Source organism: Streptomyces sp. UG1 (genome assembly GCF_049974585.1).
In the GTDB taxonomy this organism is placed as follows: domain Bacteria; phylum Actinomycetota; class Actinomycetes; order Streptomycetales; family Streptomycetaceae; genus Streptomyces.
Window position 1 is genome coordinate 1 of the sequence record NZ_JBNGGG010000041.1, and the last position, 24,460, is coordinate 24,460.

The following is a 24,460-nucleotide window of genomic DNA, read 5'->3' on the forward strand; positions in this document are numbered from 1 at the left end:
GCGGGGGCGGCCGGGGCCGGGGGGGCCCGGGCGGGGGGGGGCCCCCGCCGCGCGGCCTTGGGTGTTGGGGGGGGGGGGGGGGGGCCCCCCGCCCCCCCGGCCCCCCCCCCCCCCGTCGTAACCCCCAGAGGGCTCAGCTCGCGGTGTCCTCGCGGCGCACCGACAGCAGGTCCTCCAACTGCTCCTCGCGGGCCTGCGCCGCCACGAAGAGCAGCTCGTCGCCGGCCTCCAGGGAGTCCTCGCGGGACGGCGTCAGGACGCGTGTGCCGCGGATGATGGTGACCAGGGACGTGTCCTGGGGCCACTCGACGTCGCCGACCTGGGTGCCGGCCAGGGCCGACTCCTCCGGCAGCGTCAGCTCCACCAGGTTCGCGTCGCCGTGGCTGAAGCGGAGCAGGCGGACCAGGTCGCCGACGCTCACCGCCTCCTCGACCAGGGCCGACATCAGACGCGGGGTGGAGACGGCCACGTCCACGCCCCAGGCCTCGTTGAACAGCCACTCGTTCTTGGGGTTGTTCACGCGGGCGACGACGCGCGGGACGCCGTACTCCGTCTTCGCCAGCAGGGACACGACCAGGTTCACCTTGTCGTCGCCCGTCGCGGCGATCACCACATTGCAGCGCTGCAGCGCCGCCTCGTCCAGGGACGTGATCTCGCAGGCGTCGGCCAGCAGCCACTCCGCCTGCGGCACCCGCTCGACCGAGATGGCGGTCGGCGCCTTGTCGATCAGCAGGACCTCGTGGCCGTTCTCCAGCAGTTCGCCCGCGATGGAGCGGCCCACCGCGCCGGCGCCGGCAATGGCGACCCTCATCAGTGACCGCCCTCCTCTTCGGGACCCTTGGCGAAGGACGCCTCGACCTTGTCGACCTCGTCGGAGCGCATCATCACGTGCACCAGGTCGCCCTCCTGCAGGACCGTCTGCGAGGTGGGCAGGATCGCCTCGCCGAGCCGGGTCAGGAACGCGACGCGCACGCCCGTCTCCTCCTGCAGCTTGCTGATCTTGTGGCCCACCCAGGCGGTGGACGCGTGCACCTCGGCGAGCTGGACGCCGCCGGTGGGGTCCCGCCACAGCGGCTCGGCGCCCGAGGGCAGCAGTCGGCGCAGCATCTGGTCGGCCGTCCAGCGGACCGTGGCCACGGTGGGGATGCCCAGGCGCTGGTAGACCTCGGCGCGGCGGGGGTCGTAGATCCGCGCCGCGACGTTCTCCACGCCGAACATCTCGCGGGCCACGCGCGCGGAGATGATGTTGGAGTTGTCACCGCTGGAGACGGCGGCGAACGCGCCCGCCTCCTCGATGCCCGCCTCGCGCAGGGTGTCCTGGTCGAAGCCGACGCCGGTGACCCTACGGCCGCCGAAACCGGGGCCCAGCCGCCGGAACGCGGTGGGGTCCTGGTCGATCACCGCGACCGTGTGCCCTTGTTGCTCCAGGGTCTGCGCCAGAGCGGAGCCCACCCTTCCGCAACCCATGATGACGATGTGCACGGCGCTTACCCCGCACTCCTGGTGAGGCGTCCGACTTGCGTGAACGTGGTGCTCATAACCTTCTCTCGGTTCGCCGGGCAACAGACGCGGGCCGGTCGCGGACCGCTGGGCAACATCATGCCGGGGAATCCCGCCGATGATCCCTGGCGGTTCGACCATCGCGGCTCGCCTGCGCCACGGTCCACCGTAGCGCCAGGGTCCGACAGTCCGGCCAGGGCCTCCAGGAGCGATCCCGGGCGCCGGTCAGCGGCGGTTGAAGCTGCGCACGCTGGCCAGTGCGAGGGCGGCGAGTCCGGCGAGCGTGACGAGGGCACCGACGAGCTGAGCGGTCGCGTGCGACATGAGGTCTCCCGGATGTGATGAGCGTACGGACGCAGGTCATGGAGGCACGCGGCGGCCGCCCGGAGCGCCGCCCGGCGCGAACCGGCACGGAATTCACCCCCGCGCCCCGCGTGATTTCACCCGGATGTGCTCCGCCCCAGGCAGGGGGCTTACGCTTCTCTGTTGTGTCCAAACTGACCGACGTGCCCAAACGGATTCTGATCGGGCGCGCGCTGCGCAGCGACCGGCTGAGCGAAACGCTTCTGCCGAAGCGCATCGCACTGCCCGTCTTCGCCTCCGACCCGCTGTCCTCGGTGGCGTACGCGCCCGGCGAGGTACTGCTGGTCCTGTCCATCGCGGGTGTGTCGGCCTACCATTTCGCCCCCTGGATCGCGGTCGCGGTCGTCATCCTGATGTTCACCGTGGTGGCGTCCTACCGGCAGAACGTGCACGCCTATCCGAGCGGCGGCGGCGACTACGAGGTCGCCACCACCAACCTCGGACCGAAGGCCGGGCTCACCGTCGCCAGCGCCCTGCTGGTCGACTACGTCCTCACGGTGGCCGTGTCGATCTCCTCCGGAGTGGAGAACCTGGGCTCGGCCATCCCGTTCGTCGTCGAGCACAAGGTGCTGTCCGCGGTCGTCATCATCGTGCTGTTGACACTGATGAACCTGCGTGGGGTCAAGGAGTCCGGCAGACTCTTCGCGATCCCGACCTACGTCTTCGTCTCGGGCGTCTTCCTGCTGATCGCATGGGGCGCGTTCCGCGGTCTGGTGCTGGGCGACGAGATGAAGGCGCCCACCTCCGAACTGCACATCGAGCCCGAGCACCAGGGCATCGCCGGCTTCGCCCTCGTCTTCCTGCTGCTGCGCACCTTCTCCTCCGGCTGCGCCGCGCTCACCGGCGTCGAGGCGATCAGCAACGGCGTGCCCGCCTTCCGCAAGCCCAAGTCGAAGAACGCGGCGACGACGCTCGCCCTCATGGGCGTGTTCGCGGTGACCATGTTCTGCGGCATCATCGGCCTGGCCCTGGCCACCGACGTCCACATGGCCGAGAACCCGGCCAAGGATCTGCTGCGCGACGGCGTCCCGGTCGGCGCCGACTACGTGCAGAACCCGGTGATCTCCCAGGTGGCCGCCGCCGTGTTCGGCGACGGAACCTTCTTCTTCGTCCTGCTGGCCGCCGCCACCGCGCTCGTGCTGTTCCTCGCCGCCAACACCGCCTACAACGGCTTCCCGGTGCTCGGCTCGATCCTCGCCCAGGACCGCTACCTGCCGCGCCAGCTCCACACCCGCGGCGACCGGCTCGCCTTCTCCAACGGCATCGTGCTGCTGGCGGGCGCCGCCATCTTCCTGGTGTGGGTCTACGGCGCCGACTCGACCCGGCTGATCCAGCTCTACATCGTCGGCGTCTTCGTCTCCTTCACCCTCAGCCAGACCGGCATGGTCCGGCACTGGAACCGTCACCTGGCCACGGAGCGGGACCCGGCCACCCGCCGCCGGATGATCCGCTCCCGCGCGATCAACGCGTTCGGTGCCTTCTTCACCGGCCTGGTGCTGGTCGTCGTACTGATCACCAAGTTCGAGCACGGCGCCTGGGTGTCCCTGGTCGGCATGGTGATCTTCTACGCGGCCATGACCGCGATCCGGAAGCACTACGACCGGGTCTCCGACGAGCTCGCGGCACCCGAGGGCCCCAGCGACGACATCGTCCGCCCCTCCCGCGTGCACTCCGTCGTCCTGGTCTCCAAGATCCACCGCCCCACCCTGCGGGCCCTCTCCTACGCCAAGCTGATGCGCTCGGACACCCTGGAGGCGCTCAGCGTCAACGTCGACCCGGTGGAGACGAAGGCGCTGCGCGCGGAGTGGGAGCGGCGCGGCATCGACGTACCGCTGAAGGTGCTCGACTCGCCGTACCGCGAGATCACGCGGCCGGTCATCGAGTATGTGAAGAGCCTGCGCAAGGAGTCCCCGCGCGACGCCGTGTCGGTGATCATCCCCGAGTACGTGGTCGGCCACTGGTACGAGCACCTGCTGCACAACCAGAGCGCGCTGCGTCTGAAGGGCCGACTCCTCTTCACGCCGGGCATCATGGTGACCTCGGTGCCGTACCAGCTCCAGTCCTCCGAGGTGGCGCGCAGGCGGGCCCGCAAGCAGCAGGAGTGGAACGCGCCGGGTTCGGTACGGCGCGGGCCGGCCCAGGAGCGGCCCAAGGAGACGGGCGCCCCGCGCTGACGCGGGCCGGGAGCACGTAGACTGGTGGGCTGTTGTCAGGCCCCCGGAGACGGCTGGTTGCGGGCCGTTCCCCTTCTCGATCTGGAATCTGGAGTCACCCCACCATGCAGGCAGAACCGAAGAAGTCGCTGGTGGGGGAGGAGTACGAGGTCGAGATCGGCCCCGTCGCCCACGGCGGCCACTGCATCGCCCGGACGTCCGAGGGCCAGGTGCTGTTCGTCCGGCACACGCTGCCCGGCGAGCGGGTCGTGGCCCGGGTGACCGAGGGCGAGGAGGGCGACCGCTTCCTGCGCGCGGATGCGGTGGAGGTGCTGCACGCCTCCAAGGACCGCATCGGGGCGCCCTGCCCCTTCGCCGGCCCCGGCCGCTGCGGCGGCTGCGACTGGCAGCACGCCAAGCCCGGGGCACAGCGCCGGATGAAGGGCGAGGTCATCGCCGAGCAGCTGCAGCGGCTCGCGGGACTGACGCCGCAGGACGTCGGCTGGGACGGTACGGTCATGCCGGCCGAGGGCGACAAGCTGCCCGCCGGGCAGGTGCCGCAGTGGCGCACGCGCGTGCAGTACGCGGTCGACGCGGACGGCCACGCCGGACTGCGCCGGCACCGCTCGCACGAGGTGGAGCCGGTCGACCACTGCATGATCGCCGCGGCGGGTGTCAGCGAGCTGGGCATCGAGAAGCGGGACTGGACGGGCATGGCGTCGGTGGAGGCGATCGCCGCGACGGGTTCGCAGGACCGCCAGGTGATCCTCACGCCCCGGCCGGGCGCACGCCTGCCGATCGTGGAGCTGGACCGGCCGGTGTCGGTGATGCGGATCGGCGAGAAGGACGGCGGCATCCATCGCGTCCACGGCCGCCCCTTCGTCCGCGAACGCGCCGACGGCCGTACCTACCGCGTGGGCGGCGGCGGCTTCTGGCAGGTCCACCCGAAGGCCGCCGACACCCTGGTGACGGCGGTCATGCAGGGCCTGCTGCCGCGCAAGGGCGAGATGGCGCTCGACCTGTACTGCGGCGTGGGGCTGTTCGCGGGCGCCCTCGCCGACCGGCTCGGCGAGCAGGGCGCGGTCCTCGGCATCGAGTCCGGCAAGCGCGCGGTGGAGGACGCCCGGCACAATCTCGCCGACTTCGACCGGGTACGGATCGAGCAGGGCAAGGTCGAGACGGTGCTGCCGCGGACCGGGATCACCGAGGTGGACCTCGTGGTGCTGGATCCGCCGAGGGCCGGTGCGGGGCGCAAGACGGTGGCGCATCTGGCGTCGCTGGGGGCGCGCCGGATCGCGTATGTGGCCTGCGATCCGGCGGCGTTGGCTCGGGATCTGGGGTACTTCCGGGACGGGGGGTATCGGGTGCGGGTGCTTCGGGCGTTCGATCTGTTTCCGATGACCTCGCACGTGGAGTGCGTGGCGATTCTTGAGCCCGCAGCAAAGGGCGTCTGACCTGCCGTTTTTCTGATTTGCCGGGTTGCGGGCGGGTCGTGCCGACATGTTTCCGTGGGGGGGGGCGAGCGTCCTCGGCGATGCGTATACCCGGGCGCGGCAGGTCCGATCCGGCTGTCGAAGCCACGGGCCCTGACCCATCCATACGAAATGGTCTCGATCCCGGCCCCTGCTCGGGTGTCGTGGGCGGTCGGGAAATCATGGGGCCATGTACCGGCCACCACTGCGCCTTCACAGCCCCGAGTGGTTCACGGCCGACGATTCGACCCTGAACGTCGCGCTCGTGTACCCGATGCAGGGGCCTGCCGGGATCTTCGGCCCCACCTGTGAGGCGTGCGCACGGCTGGCGGCCGAGGAGGTCAACAAGGCGGGCGGTGTTCTGGGCAGAGAGTTGCGGTTGCTGGAGGTCGACGGCGGCGCGGATCCGCAGCGGGTCGCGGAGGACGTCGAGGCACTGGTGGAGACGGGAGCGGTGCAGGGCGTCACCGGCTGGCACATCTCCTCGGTGCGGCAGGCGGTGGCGCCGCGGATCGCGCACCGTGTGCCGTACGTCTACACGGCCCTGTACGAGGGTGGCGAACGCACCGAGGGCGTCTTCATGACCAGCGAGACCCCGGCCTGGCAACTGCTGCCCGCGATGCGGCTGCTGGCCGAGACGCGGGGGGTGCGTCGCTGGTTCGTCGTGGGCAACAACTACGTGTGGCCCCGGCGCACGGCCCGGGCCGCCCGCTGGTACGCGCGTGACTGCCGGGGCCGGGTGTGCGGCGAGGCGTACCTGCCTCTGGGCACCGAGGACTTCCACGACGTGCTGCGGCGCATTGAGCGGGCGGACGCCGACGGCGTGCTGATGCTCCTGGTCGGCAGCGACGCGGTCCGCTTCAACCGGGCCTTCGCCGCCTCCGGACTCGATCAGCGGTGTCTGCGGCTGAGCACGCTGATGGACGAGAACATGCTCCTGGGCAGCGGCTTCGAGGCCACCGTCGACCTGTTCAGCACCGCCGGGTTCTTCACCTCACTGGCCGACCGGAACACCATGGACTTCCACGGCCAGTACGCCGACCGCTTCGGGACCGACGCCCCGACCCCGGGCAGCCTTGGCGAGTCCTGCTACGAGGGCGTTCTGCTGCTGACCGCGCTCATCGAACGGGCCCGAACCCTGGACGTGTCCGCCATCGGAGCCGCCGCCGAGCACGTCTCATACGAAGGTCCGCGCGGCCTGCTGAGTCTGGACGGCCGGCATGTGCGTCAGCGCATCTACCTGGCGCAGGCGGACGGGCTCGACTTCACCGTGCTCGCCCAACTGCGCGCTCCGCACGAGTTGTTGTGACCGTGCTGCTGCCTTCCAGCGCCCCGGCCAGCCTGTTCAGCAGCATCCCCAGTTGCTCCCCGTCGCCCTGGGCGAGCAGGGGCGCCAACTCCGCCCAGTCGGAGCGCACTTCACGGGCGAGTCGCTGCCGGCGCTGCATGCCCCGCGGCGTGAGGTGGGCCAGGATGCGGCGCCGGTCGGTGGGGTCGACCCGGCGGAAGACCAGGTTCTGGTCGACGAGTTGGTCGATCAGCTTGGTCAGGCTCGGCGCCGGCAAGAAGGCATGGTCGGCGAGGGCCGTCATGTTGTGGCCCCGCCCGTCCGAGAGCAGGTCCAGCACCCGCCACGCCTCGACGGAGCAGTCGAACTCGTCGAGCACGGACTGCAGTCGGCGCACGGAGAGGCGTTCCGCTCGTGTCAGCAGGTGGAGCAGTTCCTCAGGCCGCCTCGCCATCGCACTCCTCAACTCGCGTCCGCATGCCCCCGTGGCGGGGATGCCTGGCAGCCTACCGGCGAACACCGCACCCTTGACAGGGGAAACAGGGGAAACAGGGGAACAGTTCCTTTCCGCAGGAAGCGACAAAGGATTCACTGGAATTGTCAACAGGCATGCATCTCCAGCGATGACTTTTCTCATTCAGTCCGCACTGATACTTCCGCTGGAAACTATCCTTCAATTGCACCGAAACGCAGGGGAAACAGTTCCGCCGCAGGCTGTGGACGCACTTCAGCGACCAGCCCGGACGCCACCCCGGAACGGCTGGGGATCCGTGCGCCAACGCCGCCGCCTCTGAAGCGCGTCCCCTTCATCCCTCCCCCAGAGTCTTCCGCTCCGTTCACATCGCCCTTCGGGGCAAGGAGGTAGTGCATGTCCGGGCTCAGCATCAGCAGACGCGGTCTCCTGGCGGGCGTTTCGGCCCTCGGCGCGTCCGCCGCTCTCAGCGCGTGCGGCGCCAAGACCGGCAGCGACACGTCGTCAGGCGACGGCGCCAAGGCCGACACCTCCGGCGACACTGTCAAGGTGGGGCTGCTGAACTCGCTCTCGGGCACCATGGCCATCAGCGAGGTGACGGTCCACAACGCGCTGCTGCTCGCGGTCAAGGAGATCAACGCCGCCGGCGGAGTCCTGGGCAAGAAGCTGAAGCCCGTCAGCCAGGACGGCGCCTCGGACTGGCCTACCTTCGCGGAGAAGGCACAGGCCCTCATCACGGACGACAAGGTCGTGGCCACCTTCGGCTGCTGGACCTCCGCGAGCCGCAAGGCCGTCAAGCCCGTCTTCGAGCGCAACAAGTCGCTGCTGTTCTATCCCGTGCAGTACGAGGGCCTGGAGCAGTCCCCGTACATCTTCTACACCGGCGCCACCACCAACCAGCAGATCGTCCCGGCTCTCGACTACCTCAAGAAACAGGGCCTGACGAAGCTCTACCTGGTCGGCAGTGACTACGTCTTCCCACGCACCGCCAACAAGATCATCAAGGCTTATGCGAAGGCCAATGGCATGGAGATCATGGGGGAGGACTACGCGCCCCTGGGTTCCACGGAGTTCAGCACCATCGTCAACAAGGTCAAGGACGCCGGAGCGGACGCCGTGTTCAACACCCTCAACGGGGACAGCAACGTGGCCTTCTTCAAGGAGTACAAGTCCGCCGGTCTCACCGCCAAGAGCCTGCCGGTGCTGTCCGTCTCCATCGCCGAGGAGGAGGTCAAGAGCATCGGCACCCAGTACCTGGACGGCCAGCTGACGGCCTGGGACTACTACCAGACCACTCCGGGCGCGGCGAACGAGAAGTTCGTGAAGGCGTACCAGGCCGGCTACGGGAAGGACAAGCCGACGTCCGACCCGATGGAGGCGGCCTACATCTCGGTCTACCTGTGGAAGGCGATGGTCGAGAAGGCCGGCTCCTTCGACGTGGCGAAGGTGAAGGCGGCCTCGGACGGCATCACCTTCGACGCTCCCGAGGGCAAGGTGACCGTCGACGGCGCCACCCAGCACGTCTACAAGACGGCCCGGATCGGCAAGGTCGGCTCGGACGGTCTGATCACCGAGGTGTGGAACTCGGGCAAGCCGATCAAGCCGGACCCGTACCTGAAGGGCTATGACTGGGCCTCCGGTCTCTCCTGACCCGGATCGGCTCATCCCTCGCGTGCGGACCCGGCCTTCTCACCGGCCGGTCCGCCCCGCGCCCGCGCATCCCGCACGCACCCGGCACGCCCGTCCCCTTCCGGAGCCGCTTCATGACGGTCATCCTCAACCAGTCCTTCACCGGCATCAGTATCGGTGCCGTCCTCCTGCTCATCGCGCTCGGCCTGACCCTGACCTTCGGCCAGATGGGCGTGATCAACATGGCGCACGGCGAGTTCATCATGGCCGGCGCCTACACCACGTACGTGCTGCAGAAGTCCATCAGCGACGCCGGCGTCTCCCTGCTCGTCGCCCTGCCGCTCGCCTTCCTGGTCGCCGGCGCCATGGGCGCGCTGCTGGAGTGGCTGCTCGTCCGGCGCCTGTACACCCGGCCACTGGACACCCTGCTGGTGACCTGGGGCGTCTCGCTGATGCTCCAGCAACTGGCCCGCGACATCTTCGGCGCCCCCAACGTCCAGACCCACGCCCCGGACCTGCTGACCGGCAACATCTCGGTCGCGGGCATCACCCTCGCCAACAACCGGCTGTTCATTCTCGGCCTGGCGTTGCTGTGCGTCCTCGGCCTCACGCTGATCCTGCGGCTGACACCGCTCGGGCGCCGTATCCGGGCCGTCGTGCAGAACCGCGACCTCGCGGAGGTCTCCGGCATCGCCACCGAGCGGGTGGACCGTACGACGTTCTTCATCGGCTCGGGCCTGGCGGGTGTGGCCGGCGTCGCGCTCACCCTGGTCGGCCCGATCGGCCCGACGATGGGCACCAACTACATCGTCGACGCTTTCCTGGTCGTGGTCGTCGGCGGCATCGCCCAGCTCAAGGGCAGCGTCATCACGGCGTTCGCGCTCGGCGTGCTGCAGTCGGTGCTGGAGTACTCCACGACGGTCAGCGTCGCCAAGGTCATCGTGCTCGTGGCGATCGTCGCCTTCCTCCAGTGGCGACCCCAGGGCCTGTACACACTGCGCACCCGGAGCCTGGCATGACGACAACGACCTCCCCGACCCCCACGACGCCAGTGGCGCAGCCGCCGGCGTCCCCGCTGGAACGCTTCCGGGTGCCCGGTGCCTTCCTCCTCGGCGCCGTCCTGCTCATCGGCGTCGCCCCGCTCGCCCTCTCGGACTTCCGGCTCAACCTCCTCGCGAAGTACCTCTGTTACGCGATCGTGGCGGTCGGCGTCAGCCTGGCCTGGGGCCGCGGCGGGCTGCTCGTCCTCGGCCAGGGCGTCTTCTTCGGCCTCGGCGGCTACGCCATGGCCATGCACCTCAAGCTCGCCGACGCCGCCGACACCGGCCAGACGCTGCCCGACTTCATGCAGTTGTACGGCACCTCGGACGCGCTGCCCTGGTGGTGGCAGCCCTTCGCCAACCCGGCCTTCGCCCTCGCCATGACCGTGCTGCTGCCCATGGCGGTCGCAGCCCTGCTCGGCTTCTTCGTCTTCCGACGCCGGGTGAAGGGCGCCTACTTCGCGATCCTCAGCCAGGCGCTTGCGGCGGCCCTGTCGATCTGGCTGATCGGCCAGCAGGCCACGACCGGTGGCACCAACGGGCTGACCGACATCCAGGGCTTCTTCGGCTACTCGCTCAACGACCCCGTCAACCAGCGGATGGTGTACTTCGTCATCGCAGCCGTGCTGCTGGTGCTGATGGCCGCCGCCCGGCAACTGTTCGTCAGCCGGTACGGCGAACTCCTCATCGCCGTACGGGACTCCGAGGAGCGCGTCCGCTTCCTCGGCTACAACCCGGCCAACGTCAAGCTGGTCGCGTACGTCGTCGCGGCGGGCATGGCGGGACTGGCGGGCGCCCTCTTCGTCCCGGCCGTCGGCATCATCTCCCCGGCCCTGATCGGGATCGTGCCGTCCATCGGCTTCGTCATCGGCGCCGCGGTCGGCGGCCGGGCCAGCCTCGTGGGCGCGGTGCTCGGCGCGATCGCGGTGTCCTGGGCGCAGAGCACGCTCTCCGACGCCTTCCCCGCCGCGTGGACGTACCTCCAAGGCCTGCTGTTCGTGGTGGCGGTCGGCTTCCTGCCCGGCGGACTGGCGTCCCTGGTGATTGTCCTGCGCAACCGCCGTACCCGTACGACCCCGACAGGAGAGACAGCATGAGCGGCGAGGGACTGACCGTCCGCGACCTGCGGGTGACGTTCGACGGCTGCACGGCCGTCGACGGCGTGGACCTGGACATCCGCCCCGGCGACCTGCGCTTCCTCATCGGCCCGAACGGCGCCGGCAAGACCACCCTCGTCGACGCGGTCACCGGCCTGGTCAAGGCCACAGGATCGGCCCGCTTCGGCGGCGAGGAACTCCTGGGCAGGCCCGTGCACCGCATCGCCCGCATGGGCATCGGGCGTACGTTCCAGACGGCCACGGTCTTCGAGGAGCTGACCGTCCTGCAGAACCTCGACATCGCGGCGGGCGCCGGACGCGGCCCGCTGACGATGCTCCGGCGCCGCAAGGGCATCCCCGAGCCGGTGACCAAGGCGCTGGAGACCACGGGCTTGACGGACTTGCGCGACCGTCCGGCGGGTGTGCTGGCCCATGGCCAGAAGCAGTGGCTCGAGATCGGCATGCTACTGGTCCAGGACGTGAAGCTGCTGCTGCTCGACGAGCCCGTCGCCGGCATGAGCCACGACGAACGCGAGGCGACCGGCGAACTGCTGCGACGGGTGAGCGGGGACCGCACGGTCGTCGTCATCGAACATGACATGGACTTCATGCGCTCCTTCGCCCGCAGCGTCACCGTCCTGCACGCAGGCAAGGTGCTCAGCGAGGGTTCGGTCGCCGCGGTCCAGGCCGATCCGAGGGTCCAGGAGGTCTATCTCGGGCGCGCCTGCGAACCCGAGCCCGCCGCCCAGGCGGCCACCGCTTCCGTACCTGTCGCCGAGGAGGCGTGACGCCCATGCTGGAGATCAACTCCGTTCAGGCGGGCTACGACCGCACGACCGTGCTGCACGGTGTGACCGTCTCCGTCCCGAAGGACGGCGTCGCGACTGTCCTCGGCCACAACGGCGCCGGCAAGAGCACCCTCCTGCGTGCCGCCATGGGCCTGCTCAGGCCGAAGAGCGGGACCGTCCTGCTGGACGGCGAGGACATCACGCGCCTCGCCCCGAACCGGCGCGTGGCCCGCGGCATGGCGTACGTCCCGCAGGGCCAGCAGTCATTCCCGCACCTCACCACCGCTGAGAACCTCCAACTCGTCGCCGACGGCCGCCCCGACGGCAAGGAGGCCACCGCGGAGGCCCTGGATCTCTTCCCGGTGCTGCGAGAGTTGTCCGGCCGGCGCGCCGGACTCCTCTCCGGCGGCCAGCGCCAGCAACTCGCCATCGCCCGGGCCCTGATCACCCGGCCCAGGCTCCTCCTGCTCGACGAACCGACCGAGGGCATCCAGCCCTCTGTCGTCGCCGAGATCGAGGAGACGATCCTCGCCCTGACACGGCGCGGTGGCCTGTCCGTCCTGCTCGTCGAACAGCACGTGGGCTTCGCCATGCGGGCGGCCGAGCGGTACTACGTGCTGGAAGCAGGACGGGTCACGTCCTCCGGCGATGGCGGGACGGGCGCCGAGCAAACAGTGCGGGCGGCGCTCAGCGTGTGACACCTGGGGCGGGCGCCGCAGCGCCCGCTCCAGTGGAGCGGGCGGTCGCACCAGCGGTCCAGGAGCACCTGGTCGTGGCCGACAGCGAGGAGGCCGGCGGCGGTGGTGGTGCGGTAGTCCTCGACGGCCGCCACCAGCGCGGCGGTGGCGGACGCGTCGAGCATGGCGGTCATCTCGTCGCAGATCAGCCGGTGCGGGCGGTGCAGCGCCAGGGCCCGGGTGAGGCAGGCGCGTTGGAGCCGGCCGTCGCTGACCTCGTGCGGGCGACGGCCCAGGAGGTCAGGGGGTGGGGTCGACGGCGGCGGTCGGCTCGGCGACGCGTTCCGGGATCTCGTCGCGGCGGCCGGTGGCGCGCAGGGGTTCGGCGATCAGGTCGGTGAGCCTTCAGGCGGGGGGCGGCGGAGAGGCGGGGCTGCTGGAACACCACGCCGAAAGCGGTGCGGTGGGCGGGTGGGGCGCGGTGACGCCAGTGTCGTACGGGTTCGCCGTCGAGCGTCACGGTGCCTGCGTCGGGGCGGTGCCACAAGGCTGCGAGGGCCGAGAAGACCGACGGCCTCGCCGCGTGCGACGGTCAGCGAGGCGTCTCGCACGATGGGAGCCTTCCTGTCGTATCCGGTGGCGGTGGCGCGCAGTTCAAGCACGGATTCCTCCGGAACGTGCGGATGGGGACAGGCGGTTCCGCCGCTCGTCGGAGGCTGGGGTGGCGCAGGTTGCGGAGGCGCGCTCGAGGAGGGCCTGGAGCAGGCCGCGGCTGATCATCAGCAGGGCCCGGCCCGGGCCGTCCATCGGATGTCACCACACATGCAACCGCCATGATCACCCCGTGCCGATCACGGGTGGGACCGATCTGTTAGGAATTCACGGATGGCGGGAGCGGTGGCGCGGGCGAGGTCCACGGCAGTCTGGAGGTCGTCGCCGATCGGGATCGTGGCCAGTTGTCCGTTGGGGAGGGTGTCGGCGGCCGCTTCGGCAAGAGCGGTGGGGTGGCGTGGGTCGGTGCCCGGGAAGATGAGGGTCGGCACGGTGATCGTCGCGAGTTCGTCGACGCTGCGGAAGGAACGGTCGTGGCCGATAGCGGCTGCGGCCACGATGCTGGCGGGGTCCGATCGGGGGATGGCGTCGCGCACCATGGCGCCGACAACAGGAGGGAAGTCGGCGAGGATGGGCTCCCAACCCGCCTCGATGCCCTCCGCCTCGACGCGGGCGGCGAACGCGTCGAGGAAGCGGATCTCGGCCTCCTTGGCCTCGTCGTCCTCAATGTCCTCAACCCCGATGAGCACGGCCGCCCGGACCCGGTCCGGGTATGCGGCCGCCGTCCGAAGGGTGATCGTGGAGCCCAAGCCTGCGCCGGCGAGCACGGCGCTGGAGAGACCGATGTGGTCCAGGAGCCACGTCATGTCCTCGACATACTGGGCCCAGGTGTAGCGGGCCGGGTCCTTGCAGACCGACCGGCCGTAGCCCCGCAGGTCGGGCAGTACGACCATGAAGCGATCGGCAAGCCGTTCGGCCAGGGGAAGCATGCTCTTGTGGTCAGGGCCGCCGGCATGCATAAGGACCAGGGTCTGCCCCTCTCCAGTGATGGTGGCGTGCAGGGTGCAGTCGTCGGCCGCCTGGTAGCTGATCTCTTCCATGAACCGAATTTAGAGCCGCCGCACCAGCGTTCGGTACGCCTTGATCCGCCGACAGACATCGCGATCCCGCCACTCTCGACGTCACCGCGCCCAACTGCCCACCCTCACCAACAGGCGAACTTAGACCTGGGACCCGGTCATCCGGCGAAAGTCACCGGTGCGCGGCGGCGCCGTCGACGTACTCTCGGCCCCGTACCGCACCGCGTGGCGGCCTCCAGCCCATCACCCTGTCCCGGAGGTCCCGCATGCCCGCGCTCGAAGTACGCCCCTTCCGCCGCGACGACCGCGACCAGCTCACCGAACTGATCAACATGCACGTCGGCGCCGTCGTCCCCGGCGTCTCGGTTTCCGTCAACACCGTGCTCAGCGGCCTGGAACGGCAGCCGGACGAGCTCATCACCGACCCGTGGGTGAGCGAGCGGGTCACGCTCGTCGCCGAGCAGCGCCGATACGTCGTCGCCGCGGCCCATCTGCTGCGCTACCGGGCCGACAGCGAGGTTGGCGGGGACTACCGGGACGCCGGTGAGATCCAGTGGTTCGTCTGCCGTCCGCCGGCCTCCTTCTGGGCGGACTCGGAGGCGGCGGCAGACCTGCTGATGGCCACCTGCCTGGCGCAGCTCGCCCGCTGGAACGTCCGCATCCGGTACGCCGACGGCGCTCTGCCCGCCCCGGCCGTCTACGGATTGCCCCGGCCCTGGCCACATGTCCGCGCCCGCTACGAACGCGCGGGCTTCCGGCACACCGGTGACACGGAGGTGTTGCTGATCGCGTACGTCGCCGACCTGCCTCGGCCCGAACCGCGTCCCGGCGTCACGGTCGACCGCACCCTGGGGGAGTGCGGTACCCGCTTCACGGCGTACGTCGACGGGCAGGCCCTGGGCTTCATCGAGGTCGACACGGCCCTGGGCCGCCCCGAACGCCACACGCGGACCGCGGGCTTCGCCGACATCGGCAATCTGCACATCGACCGCGCCCACCACGGGCAGGGACTGGAGCACCGGCTGCTCGCCCAGGCCGCCGACTGGCTGCGCCTGTGTGGGCGTCGACCGCCTCCTCGCCTACGAGCCGGCCACCGACTGGACCGCGATCGACCACCTGATCACCGCGGGCTTCCGCGAACTGACCCGCACGGACCGCCGCTGGGAGTACCGCCCGCGGTGACGACCTCGGGGGCAAGGCGGGTCGGCCCGGTCCGTGACGTGAGAAGGGCCGTACGGGTTGGGGGAGTTGTGAGGCTGGGCGGTGGGGCTGGGCGCCGCGCCCGAGAAGGACGCCGCGTACGACGCCGAGGCCCTGCGCAAGGCCGCCGGTGTCGCCGCCCGCGCCCTCGCCGGCTCCAAGAAGGCCGCGTTCGCGCTGCCGCTGGGCGACTCCGGTGACGTCGGCGCCGTCGCCGAGGGCGTGCTGCTCGGGGCGTACGCCTTCGACGTCTACAAGGAGAACGCCAAGGACACCGGCAAGGGCGCCCAGGGCAAGAAGAACGTCGCCCCTGGCCGAGGCCGCGCTGCTCGGACCTGGGCCCGTAGTGGTGGCGCCCGGCGGCGTGCCGGGGCGCAAGCTGCGGCTGGTGTTCACCGACCGGCTGCTCTGCCGCGATCCTCGAGGTCAGGACTTGTTCGCCGACGCCGGGGCCGAGGGCGTCGGAATCCGCGGACGGCACGGAAGTCCAGGGCAGACGCCCCCTGGCGGGACGCCCCGGCGCAAGGCGGTCGTCTCCGGCAAGAAGAAGCAGAACACCATCAGCGACTCCGGCAGTCGTCGCCGGAACTTTTCCCGGTACAGCGCGAGATCCTCGACCGCGCCCGAGAGGTCGCTCGGCGTGGGTGCGCGATGCTGTGGGATGGAGGCCATGACTCGTGGCAGCCTTGTTCCGCACGAAGAGAAGGGAAGGGCTGTCGGCCGTGACGCTCGTGACCCTCTGGGCGCCCGCACACGGGACAGCGAGCCGAGAAACAAGTCCTGACCCAGGGTCGGGTCGGAGACGACGGGGGGCTCGTTGAGGCGTGTGACCGGCCGGTCGGGGCCCGCGGTGCTGCCCCCGTCGCTGCGCGTGTGGCTCGGGCTGATCGCGGCCCTCGCCGCGCTGGTGGTCGTCGTGCTCGGGGGCCTGTACGCCGGCGACGGCGCGCCCGGCAGGGTGGACGCGCGGATCTGGGCGGCGGTGGACGGTGCGGGGCCGTCGTGGCGGTACGTCGCTCTGGGCATCGACTTCCTGGGGGAGCCCGCCGGAGCGGCGATGTTGGTCCTGGTCGCCGTGAGCGGATGCCTGTTGCTTCGGCGGCCTCGGGCGGCGGTGCTCGTCGTTGCCGGTGCCGGGCTGAGCGTGGGGACGACGACGCTGCTCAAGCCCCTGGTGGGACGCACCATCCACGGTGACGACAACCTGTCCTATCCGAGCGGGCACACCGCCTTCCTCACCGCGCTCGCCCTCGTGGTGGGGCTGTTCGTGGCCGGACGGTTCGGCCTCGGCAGGGCGGTCGGCGCGTCGCTCGTATTCGCCGCGGCGCTGGTTGCCGGCGCCGCCATGGGGTGGGCGCAGGTCGCCCTGGGCGCGCACTATCCGACCGACGTCATCGGCGGCTGGTGCACCGCGCTGGCGGTGGTAACGGCGACCGCATGGCTGGTCGATCGGACGGCCGACGCCCTTGGGCGGGAGCGTCTCTGACGTCACGTCACGTCATGTCACAGTTACGTCGCGCCATGTCATGTCACGCCAGGCGGCGGAACACCGGCTTCACCGGCCGTCCCCCCAGCCAAGGGGTGGGGTCGGCGGCGTCCAGTGCCTTTCGGTACACCGCACATGCCTGCGCCACCACCTCGACGGTGCGGTCGATGTCGGCCTCGCCGAGCGCGCTGCTCACCACGAACGACGGGGCCAGCACCCCGCCCGCGAGGAGTTGGCGCAGGAACAGGGTGCGGTACCGCTGCGACGGCTGCCGGTTCTCGTCGAGGGTGGCGAAGACCAGGTTGCTGGCCCGGCCGCGGACGACGACGTGGTCGCCGACGCCCATGCCGGCCGCCGCCTCACGGACACCGGCGGCCAACCGCTCGCCGAGTGTGTGGAGTCGGTCGGTGATGCCCTCTTCGACGTACGTCGTGAGCACGGCCGTCGCGGCCGCCAGCGAGTGCGTCTCCGCGCCGTGCGTGGTGGAGAGGAGGAACACCCGGTCGCCGGAGTGGCGCAGTCCGCCCCGCTCCATCAGCTCGCGGCGCCCGGCCAGTGCGGAGACGGCGAACCCGTTGCCCAGCGCCTTGCCGAACGTGGAGAGGTCGGGGACGACGCCGTACAGGCCCTGGGCGCCCGCCTCGGACCAGCGCAAGCCGGTGATCATCTCGTCGAAGACGAGCACGCAGCCGTGCCGGTCGGCCAGTTCGCGCAGGCCCGCGAGGTAGCCGGGCGGTGGCTCGGTGTGGGTGGCGGGTTCCAGGATCAGGCAGGCGATCTCGTCCTGGTGGCGGGTGAGCAGCTCCTCCGTGGCGGTCAGGTCCCCGTACGGGAACGTCACGGTGAGGTCGGTGGTCGGCGCCGGAATGCCGGCCGACATCGGTGTCGTACCGATGAACCAGTCGTCGGTGGAGAAGAAGGGGTGGTCGGCGCAGATCGCCACCCGCTGGCGGCCGGTGGCGGCGCGGGCCAGGCGGACCGCGGCGGTGGTGGCGTCGGAGCCGTTCTTGGCGAACTTCACCATCTCGGCGGTCGGCACCGTGGCCAGGAAGCGTTCCGCCGCCTCGACCTCCAGGATGGACGGCCTCACGAAGTTGCTGCCGCGGTCGAGTTCGCGCCGTACCGCCTCGGTCACGCGCGGGTGGGCGTGGCCCAGGCTGACCGAGCGCAGGCCGGAGCCGTACTCGATGTAGCGGTTGCCGTCGACGTCCCACACGTGGGCACCGCGGCCGTGACTGATGACCGGGGCCAGGTTCTCGGGGTATTGGTCGTCGCCCTTGGCGTAGGTGTGCGCGCCCCCGGGGATCAGGGCGTGCAGCCGCTCGTTCGCCTGCCGTGACCGGGGCAGCAGGAGCTCTTCGCCTGAGTTGTCCACGCCTGCTTCACCTCTCCATTCGCTTCAGGACCTCGGCCAGGCTCGGCGCCTCCCGGTCCCGCCGGGACATCGATGTGACCGGCAGCGGCCAGGGGATGGCCAGCTCCGGGTCGTCGTAGGCGATCGTCACGTCCTCGGCCGGGTCGTGCGGGCGGTCGATCCGGTACGAGGTGTCGGCGGTCTCGGTCAGCGCCTGGAAGCCGTGCGCGCATCCCGCCGGGATGTAGAGGGTCGTCTGCGTCTCGCCGGACAGTTCGAAAGAGGCCCGGCCCAGGTACGTCGGTGAGTCCGGCCGCAGGTCCACGACCACGTCGAAGATCCTGCCGTACGAGCAGCGCACCAGCTTGGCCTCGCCGGCGCCGGAGCGCAGGTGCAGGCCGCGCAGCACGCCCCGGGCCGAGCGGGACACGCTGTCCTGGACGAAGGCGTGCGGGTCGAGGCCCACCGAGCGGATCACGTCGGCGTCGAAGGTGCGGCAGAAGAAGCCGCGTTCGTCGGCGTAGGGCGTCGGCTCGAAGAGGAACGCGCCCGCGATCTGAGGGACTTCGGTCGCTTTCATGAGGCCTCCGTCGCCGGGAGCAGGGACGCGGTCAGGGCGGTGAACTGGTGCTCCACGCGCCGGACAGCGGCCAGGTTCCGCTCGGCGAGGGTCCGCCGCAGCTCCGCCGATCGCTTCTCCAGCGCCCGGAACTGCTCCAGCAGCCGGTCGGCGTCGACCTCGCGGGCCGGGTGGCAGTACGCATCGAGGCCCATCTCCGCCATCAGCACGTCGCTCTTCGCCGAATAGCTGAGCGCGAGCGTCGGCGTGCCGACCTTCACCGCGCAGACCAGGTTGTGGTAGCGGGTCGCCACCACGGCGTCGGCAGCCGCCGCCTCCTTCATCAGGTCGGCGAGCGAGGTCGCCTCGGCGGCGGTGACGAGCGGCGAGTCCACCGCGTCGAGGACCGCGGCGACCACCGGCGCGTCGAGCTCGTCGCCGATGAGCAGCCGGACCGGCCTGCCGTCCTCGACCAGCGCGCGGACGAACCGGGTCGTCCCGTCGAGGTAGCGTCGGTGGATCTCCTCGGCCCGGGCGCGCTCGTCGTTGCCGCCGTGGAAGGCCATCACGCCGACGCAGACCGGGCCCGGCGGGTCCGCGGGCGCGCTCGCGCGCGGGTTCGGCAGGGCGAAGGTGAGGTCCGGATAGACCTCGTCGCGCGCGGTGTCCACGCCCATCGCCCGCATCGCCTCGCGGGACATGGCGCCCCGGAACGACCTGTACGTGGCCAGCCGTGCCGACCAGCGCACCAGGGCTCGGGTCGCCCGGTGGCTGATCGGGGAGGCGCCGACGCTGACCAGCGCGACCCGGGTGCGAAACAGCCGGCCGCTCGCGCAGAGCAGGAACAGCGAGTACGGGAAGCCCCACGGCCGCAGCGGCAGCGTGGCCTCCAGCACGCCCATGCCCGGCACGATCACCACGTCGTGCCGGCGCACCCAGGCGGCGGTGCGGACGGCGTCGACGAGTTTGCCCAGACCCTTCCCGGCGATCGCGCCCGCGCTCGACGCGGTCCGGTACTCCCCGCTGTACCAGTTCAGCCGTGTCGCGGGGATGCCGTACCGGGTCGACACGACCTCGGGTCCGCCGCACAGCGCGTCCACGACCGCCTCCGGGTGCTCGGCGCGGAGGTACCCGAGCACGGCCTCGAGCGAACCGTCGTTGCCGAGGTTGCCGGAGCCGAGCAGACCGAACAGCCCGACGCGCACCGGAGCCCTCACGCCTGCCTCCCTTCACGGCCGGCGACAAGGGCGTCGACGGAGACGGTCAGCCGGCCCGGATCGACCGGGGCGCGGTCCTCGACCCGCTCGCCGGCGCCCGGCCGGGCCCGGCTGGTCATCCACGCGGCCAGGTGGCGGTAGCACGCGCGCCGGTCGGCCGGGGACAACGGCGCCCGCTGGATGGCGGAAACGAAACCCCAGACGTACTCGGCGAGCAACCGGGGCGTCGGGTGCAGCGGGCCCGCCCGGCGCGGGTCCAGGTTGACGCACCGGGAGCGCTTGGACGGGTTCGCCCGCTCGGCGCGGGTGGGGTGGTCGCGGCGGAAGTACAGCAGCTCCGGCACCTGGTGGAAGGGGCCTTGCAGGACGATCTGGGCGACGAACGTGCGGTCCGCGTGGTGGTAGCTGTCGTGCGGCCTGACCCTGCGCAGCATGTCGGCCCGCAGCACGCCGTAGAAGTCGTCGCCGCCGGGCTCGAACAGGAAGCTGCGGAAGCGCTCCGGCGCGTGCGGGGAGGCGGTGGCGAGCGTGTAGTCGTACGGGACTTTCACCTTGCCGTCGCCGTCGATGACCGCCTGGTCGGCGTGGGCGAGGACCACGTGCGGCCGCTCGTCCAGCGCCTCCACACAGCGCCGCAGCAGGTCCCGGGCGTACAGGTCGTCATGCGAGGCCCACTTGAACAGCTCGCCGCGGCACGCGGTGAACACGTAGTTGTGGTTGGGCGCGGCGCCGATGTTCCGGGTCAGCCGGATGTACCGGATGCGGGAGTCCTGGGCTGCGTACTTGCGGCAGATGTCCTGGGTCCCGTCGGTCGAGGCGTTGTCGGAGATGACCAGTTCGAAGTCCTCGTAGGTCTGGCCGAGCAGGGCGTCGAGCGACTCGGCGAGGTACTCCTCGCCGTTGTAGACAGGCAGGCCGATGCTCAGCCTGGGTTGCGCGGTCATGAAGTCCTCACTTCGGGAACGGAGTTGTGGTGGCGCTCGCGCAGGGCGGCCCGCAGCTGCAGCCACCACACGGCGGAACCGCAGGCGTTCGCGGCGGCGACGCCCCAGGCCGAGCCGACCGCGCCGGCCGCGGCCGCCCCGGCGAGGCCGCCGCCGACGTAGCAGGCGGAGGCGAACAGCTGGCAGCGCAGGCTGCGCTTGGCCGCGGCGAGCGCGCGCAGCCCCGCCGCCGCGCCGACGCCGAAGCTGACGGCCGAGACGCCTAGCGAGATCGGCACGATGAGCCGGGTGGCGGAGTCCCAGACCTGGCCGAGCAGGTGCTCGCCGGCCCAGTCCGGCACCAGGAGCAGCGCGCCGCCCCACAGCAGCGCGAAGGCGGCCAGCGCGCCGGAGAGCAGACCGCAGAACCTGCCCAGCCGGTGCGGGGCCTGCCGCAGCACCCGTGCCGCCTCCGGTACGGTGACGAGCGAAACGCCCATCAGCACGGCGAGGAACGGGCCGAGCAGGAGCTCGGCGCCCCGGACCGCACCCACCGCGCCGACCCCGGCGATCGCGCCGAGCCCGTACGCCCGCAGCTGACTCGCACCGCTGAGGCTGACGTTCTCGACCAGGTACCGGTAGCCGAGGTCGCGCTGCTCGCGCAGCCACGCCCGCGCCAGGGCCGGTCTGGGCCGGATGCCGGACTGGAAGCAGCCGTACCCCGCGGCCACCGCGGCGGACCCGCCCCAGGCGAGCACAAAGCCCGCCACGCTGCCCGCCTTGGCCGCCATCACCAAGGCAGGGACGAGCGCGACGCCCCACACGACGTCGTTGACGAACGCCTTCCGCCCGGCGCCCGCGGCGAAGAACGCAAATCGCCAGGCGTCCTGCAGGAGCAGCCCCGGCAGCACGATGGCGAGGCCGACGAACGCTCCCCCCAGCCGGCCTCCGAGACTCAGCCCGGCCGCCATGGACACCACGCCGATGACGGCACCGACGCCCAGCGCGGTACCCGACGCCCGGGCCGTCGCCGCACGCCAGGACGCGTCCGGCACGCCGCTGAAGCGCACCACGAGCGGATCGGAGGCGAGCCCGCGCGAGACGTTCAGCACCACGCCGTAGGTCACCCAGACCAGGGTGAACGCGCCGAACGCGGCCAGCCCCAGCGAGCGTGCCACGTACATCCCCACCAGGAAGTTGCCGATGCTGGAGGCCGCCTGGTCGGCCAGTCCCCAGGACAGCCGGCCGGCGATGGCGCGCCTGGCCCCCGCCGCCGTCGGCCTCGTCTTCTCCTCCTCGGTGGTCATCGGCGTCATGCCTTGATCAGCCCGGCGCCGCGCAGGGCGTCGGCCGCGGCGGCGACGGCGTCGAACGGCAGTCCGGACCGCTCGGCGACGTCCAGCAGACTGTGCTCGCCGTCGGAGAGATTGAGCACCCAGAGCATGGCCATCTGGGCCTGCTTGGTGTCGCTGCGGCCGCCGAGCGCTTCGTACAACCCTCGTCGACCGAGCTGGGGTTCGCCGTAGGGACTGAGGTTGAGGTACCGCCGGTTGCGGTCGAGGACGGCGAACGCCTCGCGGCAGACGGCGAGCGTGTCCGCCATCGCCTCGGGGGAGACGAAGTCCAGGTTGTCCGCCGAGGTGTGGTACTCGGGGTAGCCGGCGTACGGGGTCCGGCTGAGCGAGCCCACGCCGAGATCGAACCCGGGCGAGCAGAATTGCCGCTCGTCGTAGCCGTAGGGAGTGAACTCGGTGACGTGGTGCGGGCGTTCGGAGGCGGCCAAGACGTGTCGCATCACGCGGTCGATCTCCGCGTCGCCGCGCCTGCTCTGCTTGTACGTCAACCGGCCCGAGTCGCCCGCGCAGGCCAGCACCAGCCCGTGCTTGACCCGCTCCACCCGCTCCGCGTTGCGGGCCAGCCAGGTGATCGCCCCGATGGTGCCGGGCGCGAAGACGAATCGGTAGGTGTAGTACGGGGTTCGTTCCGCCAGCGTCCGGGCCAGGAACGTCGCCACCGCGATGCCGGCCAGGTTGTCGTTGGCCAGCGACGGGTGGCAGACGTGGGACGAGACGATCACCTCGTCGGGGACCTGACCCGGGATCACATGCTCGGCGTAGGTGAGGTGGCCGTCCGCGAGGGTGGAGTCGACGCACACCTCGTAGTCGCCGTCCGGCAGCGCGTCCAGGGTCTCCTGGGCCAGGCAGAACCCCCATTCCGGCTGGTAGTAGCTGGTGCGGTACGGCACCCAGGACGGGTGGTCCGGCAGGGTGTGCAGGTGTGCGCGGAGTTCGGCCAGCGGCATGGTCCGCGACACCGGCACGCTGTAGCCGAGCACGTGCAGGCTGGACTCGGCGAAGTCGACGACCCGGTGGCCGGTGGCGTCGGCGATGTACGCGTCGCGGATGTTCCACTCCTGCGGCACCGTCCAGTCGAGCACTTGCGTCCCGGTCGGGACCTCGTGCATCTCCAGCGGGATGTACTCGCCGACGATGTCCAGGGTGGCGCGCACACCGTCGCCCGTGATGCTCCGGCAGAGCGGGTACATCCGCTCCACCAGGGAGTACATCTCGGCGCCGACCGTGGTCATCGGCGCCACCGCAGGGTGTCGTCCACGGCACCGGCCTCGGACGCCGCGCGCAGCACGGCGAGCCGGGTGAAGCGCTGGTCGAAGTCCTCCCGGGTCAGCCCGTGTTTCCGGTAGGCGTCGGCGAGTTCGAGCGCGCCCCGCTTCACCGTCCACTCGCAGTCGAAGCCGGGGATCGCGGCGCGGAACCGGGAGAAGTCCACCCGGTACGACCGCGGATCGGCGCCGGTCTCCCCGGTGATCACCACCTTGGAGCCGTCCACCGCCTCGGCGACCTGCCCGGCGATCTCGGCGACCGTGACGTTGTTGATCTCGCTGCCGATGTTGAACGCCCGGTCGTGCACCGCTTCGCGCGGCGCGGTCAGCGCGGCCGTGAAGGCCCGTGCGATGTCGGCGGCGTGCACCAGCGGGCGCCAGGGGGTGCCGTCGGAGAGCACCAACACCTCGCCGGACAGCAGCGCGTGGCCCACCAGGTTGTTCAGCACGATGTCGGCGCGCAGCCGGGGTGAGTAGCCGAAGGCGGTGGCATTGCGCATGAACACGGGGGTGAAGTCGCCGTCGGCCAGCGCGTGCAGGTTGTCCTCCACCCGCACCTTGGACTCCGCGTACGGCGTCACCGGGCGCAGCGGGGCGTCCTCGCCCACCAGGTCGTCGCCGCCGGCGGCGCCGTACACCGAGCAGGTCGAGGCGTACAGGAAGCGCCGCACTCCGGCGTCGCGGGCCAACCGGGCGAGCCGTACGGACGCGTGGTGGTTGATGTCGTAGGTGAGTTCCGGCGCCAGCGATCCCAGCGGGTCGTTGGAGAGCGCGGCCAGGTGGATCACGGCGTCCACCCCGGCCAGGTGCTCGGCCGTGACGTCGCGCAGGTCCACCCGGTGACCCTGCGGGTCCGTGGGTGTCGGACCGAGGACGCAGTCGGCGAACAGGCCGGCGTCGAGGCCGACGACCTCGTGCCCGGCGGCGGCGAGGACCGGGGCCATCGCGGTGCCCAGGTAGCCCTGGTGTCCGGTGAGCAGTACGCGCAAGG

The 24,460-nt window shown here is 71.1% G+C and carries 20 protein-coding genes and 3 pseudogenes; 11 read left to right on the top strand and 12 right to left on the bottom strand.

The window, feature by feature from the left end:
* Positions 1-133: 133 nt before the first annotated feature.
* The gene (locus tag ACP4J3_RS37340) at positions 134-811 is read right to left on the bottom strand and encodes a potassium channel family protein (RefSeq protein WP_194039877.1); all 678 of its coding nucleotides are present in this window, start codon (positions 809-811) and stop codon (positions 134-136) included.
* Positions 811-1,482 carry a potassium channel family protein gene (locus tag ACP4J3_RS37345; protein ID WP_426540767.1) on the bottom strand — a complete coding sequence of 224 codons (672 nt, stop codon included), beginning with the start codon at positions 1,480-1,482 and terminating at the stop codon, positions 811-813. The genes ACP4J3_RS37340 and ACP4J3_RS37345 overlap by 1 nt, the downstream gene beginning before the upstream one ends.
* 506 nt (positions 1,483-1,988) lie before the next feature.
* Between ACP4J3_RS37345 and ACP4J3_RS37350 the strand changes: the two genes are divergently transcribed.
* The 3 genes from ACP4J3_RS37350 to ACP4J3_RS37360 all read left to right on the top strand — a co-directional run bounded on the left by ACP4J3_RS37350 (position 1,989) and on the right by ACP4J3_RS37360 (position 6,797).
* Positions 1,989-4,037 carry an APC family permease gene (locus ACP4J3_RS37350; protein ID WP_426540768.1) on the top strand — a complete coding sequence of 683 codons (2,049 nt, stop codon included), beginning with the start codon at positions 1,989-1,991 and terminating at the stop codon, positions 4,035-4,037.
* A gap of 104 nt (positions 4,038-4,141) precedes the next feature.
* Positions 4,142-5,470, top strand: coding sequence for a class I SAM-dependent RNA methyltransferase (locus tag ACP4J3_RS37355; protein WP_426540769.1), 1,329 nt, complete (start codon positions 4,142-4,144; stop codon positions 5,468-5,470).
* Between the two features lie 208 nt (positions 5,471-5,678).
* The gene (locus ACP4J3_RS37360; RefSeq protein WP_426540770.1) at positions 5,679-6,797 is read left to right on the top strand and encodes a substrate-binding domain-containing protein; all 1,119 of its coding nucleotides are present in this window, start codon (positions 5,679-5,681) and stop codon (positions 6,795-6,797) included.
* Here ACP4J3_RS37360 and ACP4J3_RS37365 read toward each other — a convergent pair.
* Complete coding sequence (locus tag ACP4J3_RS37365) at positions 6,754-7,230, bottom strand: MarR family winged helix-turn-helix transcriptional regulator (protein ID WP_426540771.1); 477 nt, start codon at positions 7,228-7,230, stop codon at positions 6,754-6,756. The two genes, ACP4J3_RS37360 and ACP4J3_RS37365, sit on opposite strands and share 44 nt — an antisense overlap.
* Before the next feature lie 414 nt (positions 7,231-7,644).
* Here ACP4J3_RS37365 and urtA point away from each other — a divergent pair, with 414 nt between their 5' ends.
* The 5 genes from urtA (at position 7,645) to urtE (ending at position 12,500) form a co-directional block, all read left to right on the top strand.
* Positions 7,645-8,898: an urea ABC transporter substrate-binding protein gene (urtA, locus tag ACP4J3_RS37370; RefSeq protein WP_426540772.1), complete on the top strand. Its 1,254-nt coding sequence runs from the start codon at positions 7,645-7,647 to the stop codon at positions 8,896-8,898.
* A gap of 113 nt (positions 8,899-9,011) precedes the next feature.
* On the top strand, positions 9,012-9,896 hold the full coding sequence (urtB, locus tag ACP4J3_RS37375) for an urea ABC transporter permease subunit UrtB (RefSeq protein ID WP_426540773.1): 885 nt from the start codon (positions 9,012-9,014) through the stop codon (positions 9,894-9,896).
* Complete coding sequence (gene urtC / locus ACP4J3_RS37380; protein ID WP_426540774.1) at positions 9,893-11,014, top strand: urea ABC transporter permease subunit UrtC; 1,122 nt, start codon at positions 9,893-9,895, stop codon at positions 11,012-11,014. Before urtB ends, urtC begins: the two co-directional genes overlap by 4 nt.
* Entirely contained in the window at positions 11,011-11,802 is a 792-nt protein-coding gene (urtD, locus tag ACP4J3_RS37385; RefSeq protein WP_426540775.1) for an urea ABC transporter ATP-binding protein UrtD, read from the top strand. Before urtC ends, urtD begins: the two co-directional genes overlap by 4 nt.
* Positions 11,803-11,807: 5 nt before the next feature.
* Positions 11,808-12,500, top strand: a complete 693-nt coding sequence (urtE, locus tag ACP4J3_RS37390) for an urea ABC transporter ATP-binding subunit UrtE (protein WP_426540870.1) — start codon at positions 11,808-11,810, stop codon at positions 12,498-12,500.
* Here the strand turns inward: urtE and ACP4J3_RS37395 are convergent.
* A pseudogene (locus ACP4J3_RS37395) lies at positions 12,413-13,141 on the bottom strand (ATP-binding cassette domain-containing protein). The gene urtE and the pseudogene ACP4J3_RS37395 overlap by 88 nt on opposite strands.
* Positions 13,142-13,330: 189 nt before the next feature.
* Positions 13,331-14,131: an alpha/beta fold hydrolase gene (locus tag ACP4J3_RS37400; RefSeq protein WP_426540776.1), complete on the bottom strand. Its 801-nt coding sequence runs from the start codon at positions 14,129-14,131 to the stop codon at positions 13,331-13,333.
* A gap of 245 nt (positions 14,132-14,376) precedes the next feature.
* On the opposite strand from ACP4J3_RS37400, the pseudogene ACP4J3_RS37405 reads away from it, so the two are divergent.
* From ACP4J3_RS37405 to ACP4J3_RS37415, 3 genes and pseudogenes are all read left to right on the top strand, one after another.
* Positions 14,377-15,292 (top strand): annotated as a pseudogene (locus ACP4J3_RS37405) (GNAT family N-acetyltransferase).
* 78 nt (positions 15,293-15,370) lie between these two features.
* Positions 15,371-15,653 (top strand): annotated as a pseudogene (locus tag ACP4J3_RS37410) (M17 family peptidase N-terminal domain-containing protein); the annotation flags it as partial.
* A gap of 483 nt (positions 15,654-16,136) precedes the next feature.
* Positions 16,137-16,796 (top strand): phosphatase PAP2 family protein, encoded by a 660-nt coding sequence (locus tag ACP4J3_RS37415; protein WP_426540777.1) that lies wholly within the window; start codon positions 16,137-16,139, stop codon positions 16,794-16,796.
* 43 nt (positions 16,797-16,839) lie between these two features.
* Here the strand turns inward: ACP4J3_RS37415 and ACP4J3_RS37420 are convergent, their stop codons facing one another.
* Genes ACP4J3_RS37420 through ACP4J3_RS37450 form a run of 7 tightly spaced genes read right to left on the bottom strand, consistent with a single transcriptional unit; the run spans position 16,840 to position 24,458 of the window.
* A complete protein-coding gene (locus ACP4J3_RS37420; RefSeq protein WP_426540778.1) occupies positions 16,840-18,171 on the bottom strand; it encodes a glutamate-1-semialdehyde 2,1-aminomutase in 1,332 nt (443 codons plus the stop codon).
* A gap of 7 nt (positions 18,172-18,178) precedes the next feature.
* Entirely contained in the window at positions 18,179-18,730 is a 552-nt protein-coding gene (gene rfbC, locus ACP4J3_RS37425) for a dTDP-4-dehydrorhamnose 3,5-epimerase (RefSeq protein ID WP_426540779.1), read from the bottom strand.
* On the bottom strand, positions 18,727-19,926 hold the full coding sequence (locus ACP4J3_RS37430) for a polysaccharide pyruvyl transferase family protein (RefSeq protein WP_426540780.1): 1,200 nt from the start codon (positions 19,924-19,926) through the stop codon (positions 18,727-18,729). The genes rfbC and ACP4J3_RS37430 overlap by 4 nt, the downstream gene beginning before the upstream one ends.
* Positions 19,923-20,870 (bottom strand): glycosyltransferase family 2 protein, encoded by a 948-nt coding sequence (locus tag ACP4J3_RS37435; protein WP_426540781.1) that lies wholly within the window; start codon positions 20,868-20,870, stop codon positions 19,923-19,925. Before ACP4J3_RS37435 ends, ACP4J3_RS37430 begins: the two co-directional genes overlap by 4 nt.
* A complete protein-coding gene (locus tag ACP4J3_RS37440) occupies positions 20,867-22,156 on the bottom strand; it encodes a hypothetical protein (protein WP_426540871.1) in 1,290 nt (429 codons plus the stop codon). The genes ACP4J3_RS37435 and ACP4J3_RS37440 overlap by 4 nt, the downstream gene beginning before the upstream one ends.
* A gap of 5 nt (positions 22,157-22,161) precedes the next feature.
* The gene (locus ACP4J3_RS37445; protein WP_426540782.1) at positions 22,162-23,436 is read right to left on the bottom strand and encodes a DUF4910 domain-containing protein; all 1,275 of its coding nucleotides are present in this window, start codon (positions 23,434-23,436) and stop codon (positions 22,162-22,164) included.
* A complete protein-coding gene (locus ACP4J3_RS37450; RefSeq protein ID WP_426540783.1) occupies positions 23,433-24,458 on the bottom strand; it encodes an NAD-dependent epimerase/dehydratase family protein in 1,026 nt (341 codons plus the stop codon). Before ACP4J3_RS37450 ends, ACP4J3_RS37445 begins: the two co-directional genes overlap by 4 nt.
* Positions 24,459-24,460 lie beyond the last annotated feature (2 nt).

Coding starts and splice junctions, on each gene's coding strand:
- ACP4J3_RS37340 (WP_194039877.1), bottom strand. CDS start 811: ATGAGGGTCGCCATTGCCGGCGCCGGCGCGGTGGGCCGCTCCATCGCG.
- ACP4J3_RS37355 (WP_426540769.1), top strand. CDS start 4,142: ATGCAGGCAGAACCGAAGAAGTCGCTGGTGGGGGAGGAGTACGAGGTC.
- ACP4J3_RS37360 (WP_426540770.1), top strand. CDS start 5,679: ATGTACCGGCCACCACTGCGCCTTCACAGCCCCGAGTGGTTCACGGCC.
- ACP4J3_RS37365 (WP_426540771.1), bottom strand. CDS start 7,230: ATGGCGAGGCGGCCTGAGGAACTGCTCCACCTGCTGACACGAGCGGAA.
- urtA (WP_426540772.1), top strand. CDS start 7,645: ATGTCCGGGCTCAGCATCAGCAGACGCGGTCTCCTGGCGGGCGTTTCG.
- urtB (WP_426540773.1), top strand. CDS start 9,012: ATGACGGTCATCCTCAACCAGTCCTTCACCGGCATCAGTATCGGTGCC.
- urtC (WP_426540774.1), top strand. CDS start 9,893: ATGACGACAACGACCTCCCCGACCCCCACGACGCCAGTGGCGCAGCCG.
- urtD (WP_426540775.1), top strand. CDS start 11,011: ATGAGCGGCGAGGGACTGACCGTCCGCGACCTGCGGGTGACGTTCGAC.
- urtE (WP_426540870.1), top strand. CDS start 11,808: ATGCTGGAGATCAACTCCGTTCAGGCGGGCTACGACCGCACGACCGTG.
- ACP4J3_RS37400 (WP_426540776.1), bottom strand. CDS start 14,131: ATGGAAGAGATCAGCTACCAGGCGGCCGACGACTGCACCCTGCACGCC.
- rfbC (WP_426540779.1), bottom strand. CDS start 18,730: ATGAAAGCGACCGAAGTCCCTCAGATCGCGGGCGCGTTCCTCTTCGAG.
- ACP4J3_RS37435 (WP_426540781.1), bottom strand. CDS start 20,870: ATGACCGCGCAACCCAGGCTGAGCATCGGCCTGCCTGTCTACAACGGC.
- ACP4J3_RS37440 (WP_426540871.1), bottom strand. CDS start 22,156: ATGACCACCGAGGAGGAGAAGACGAGGCCGACGGCGGCGGGGGCCAGG.
- ACP4J3_RS37445 (WP_426540782.1), bottom strand. CDS start 23,436: ATGACCACGGTCGGCGCCGAGATGTACTCCCTGGTGGAGCGGATGTAC.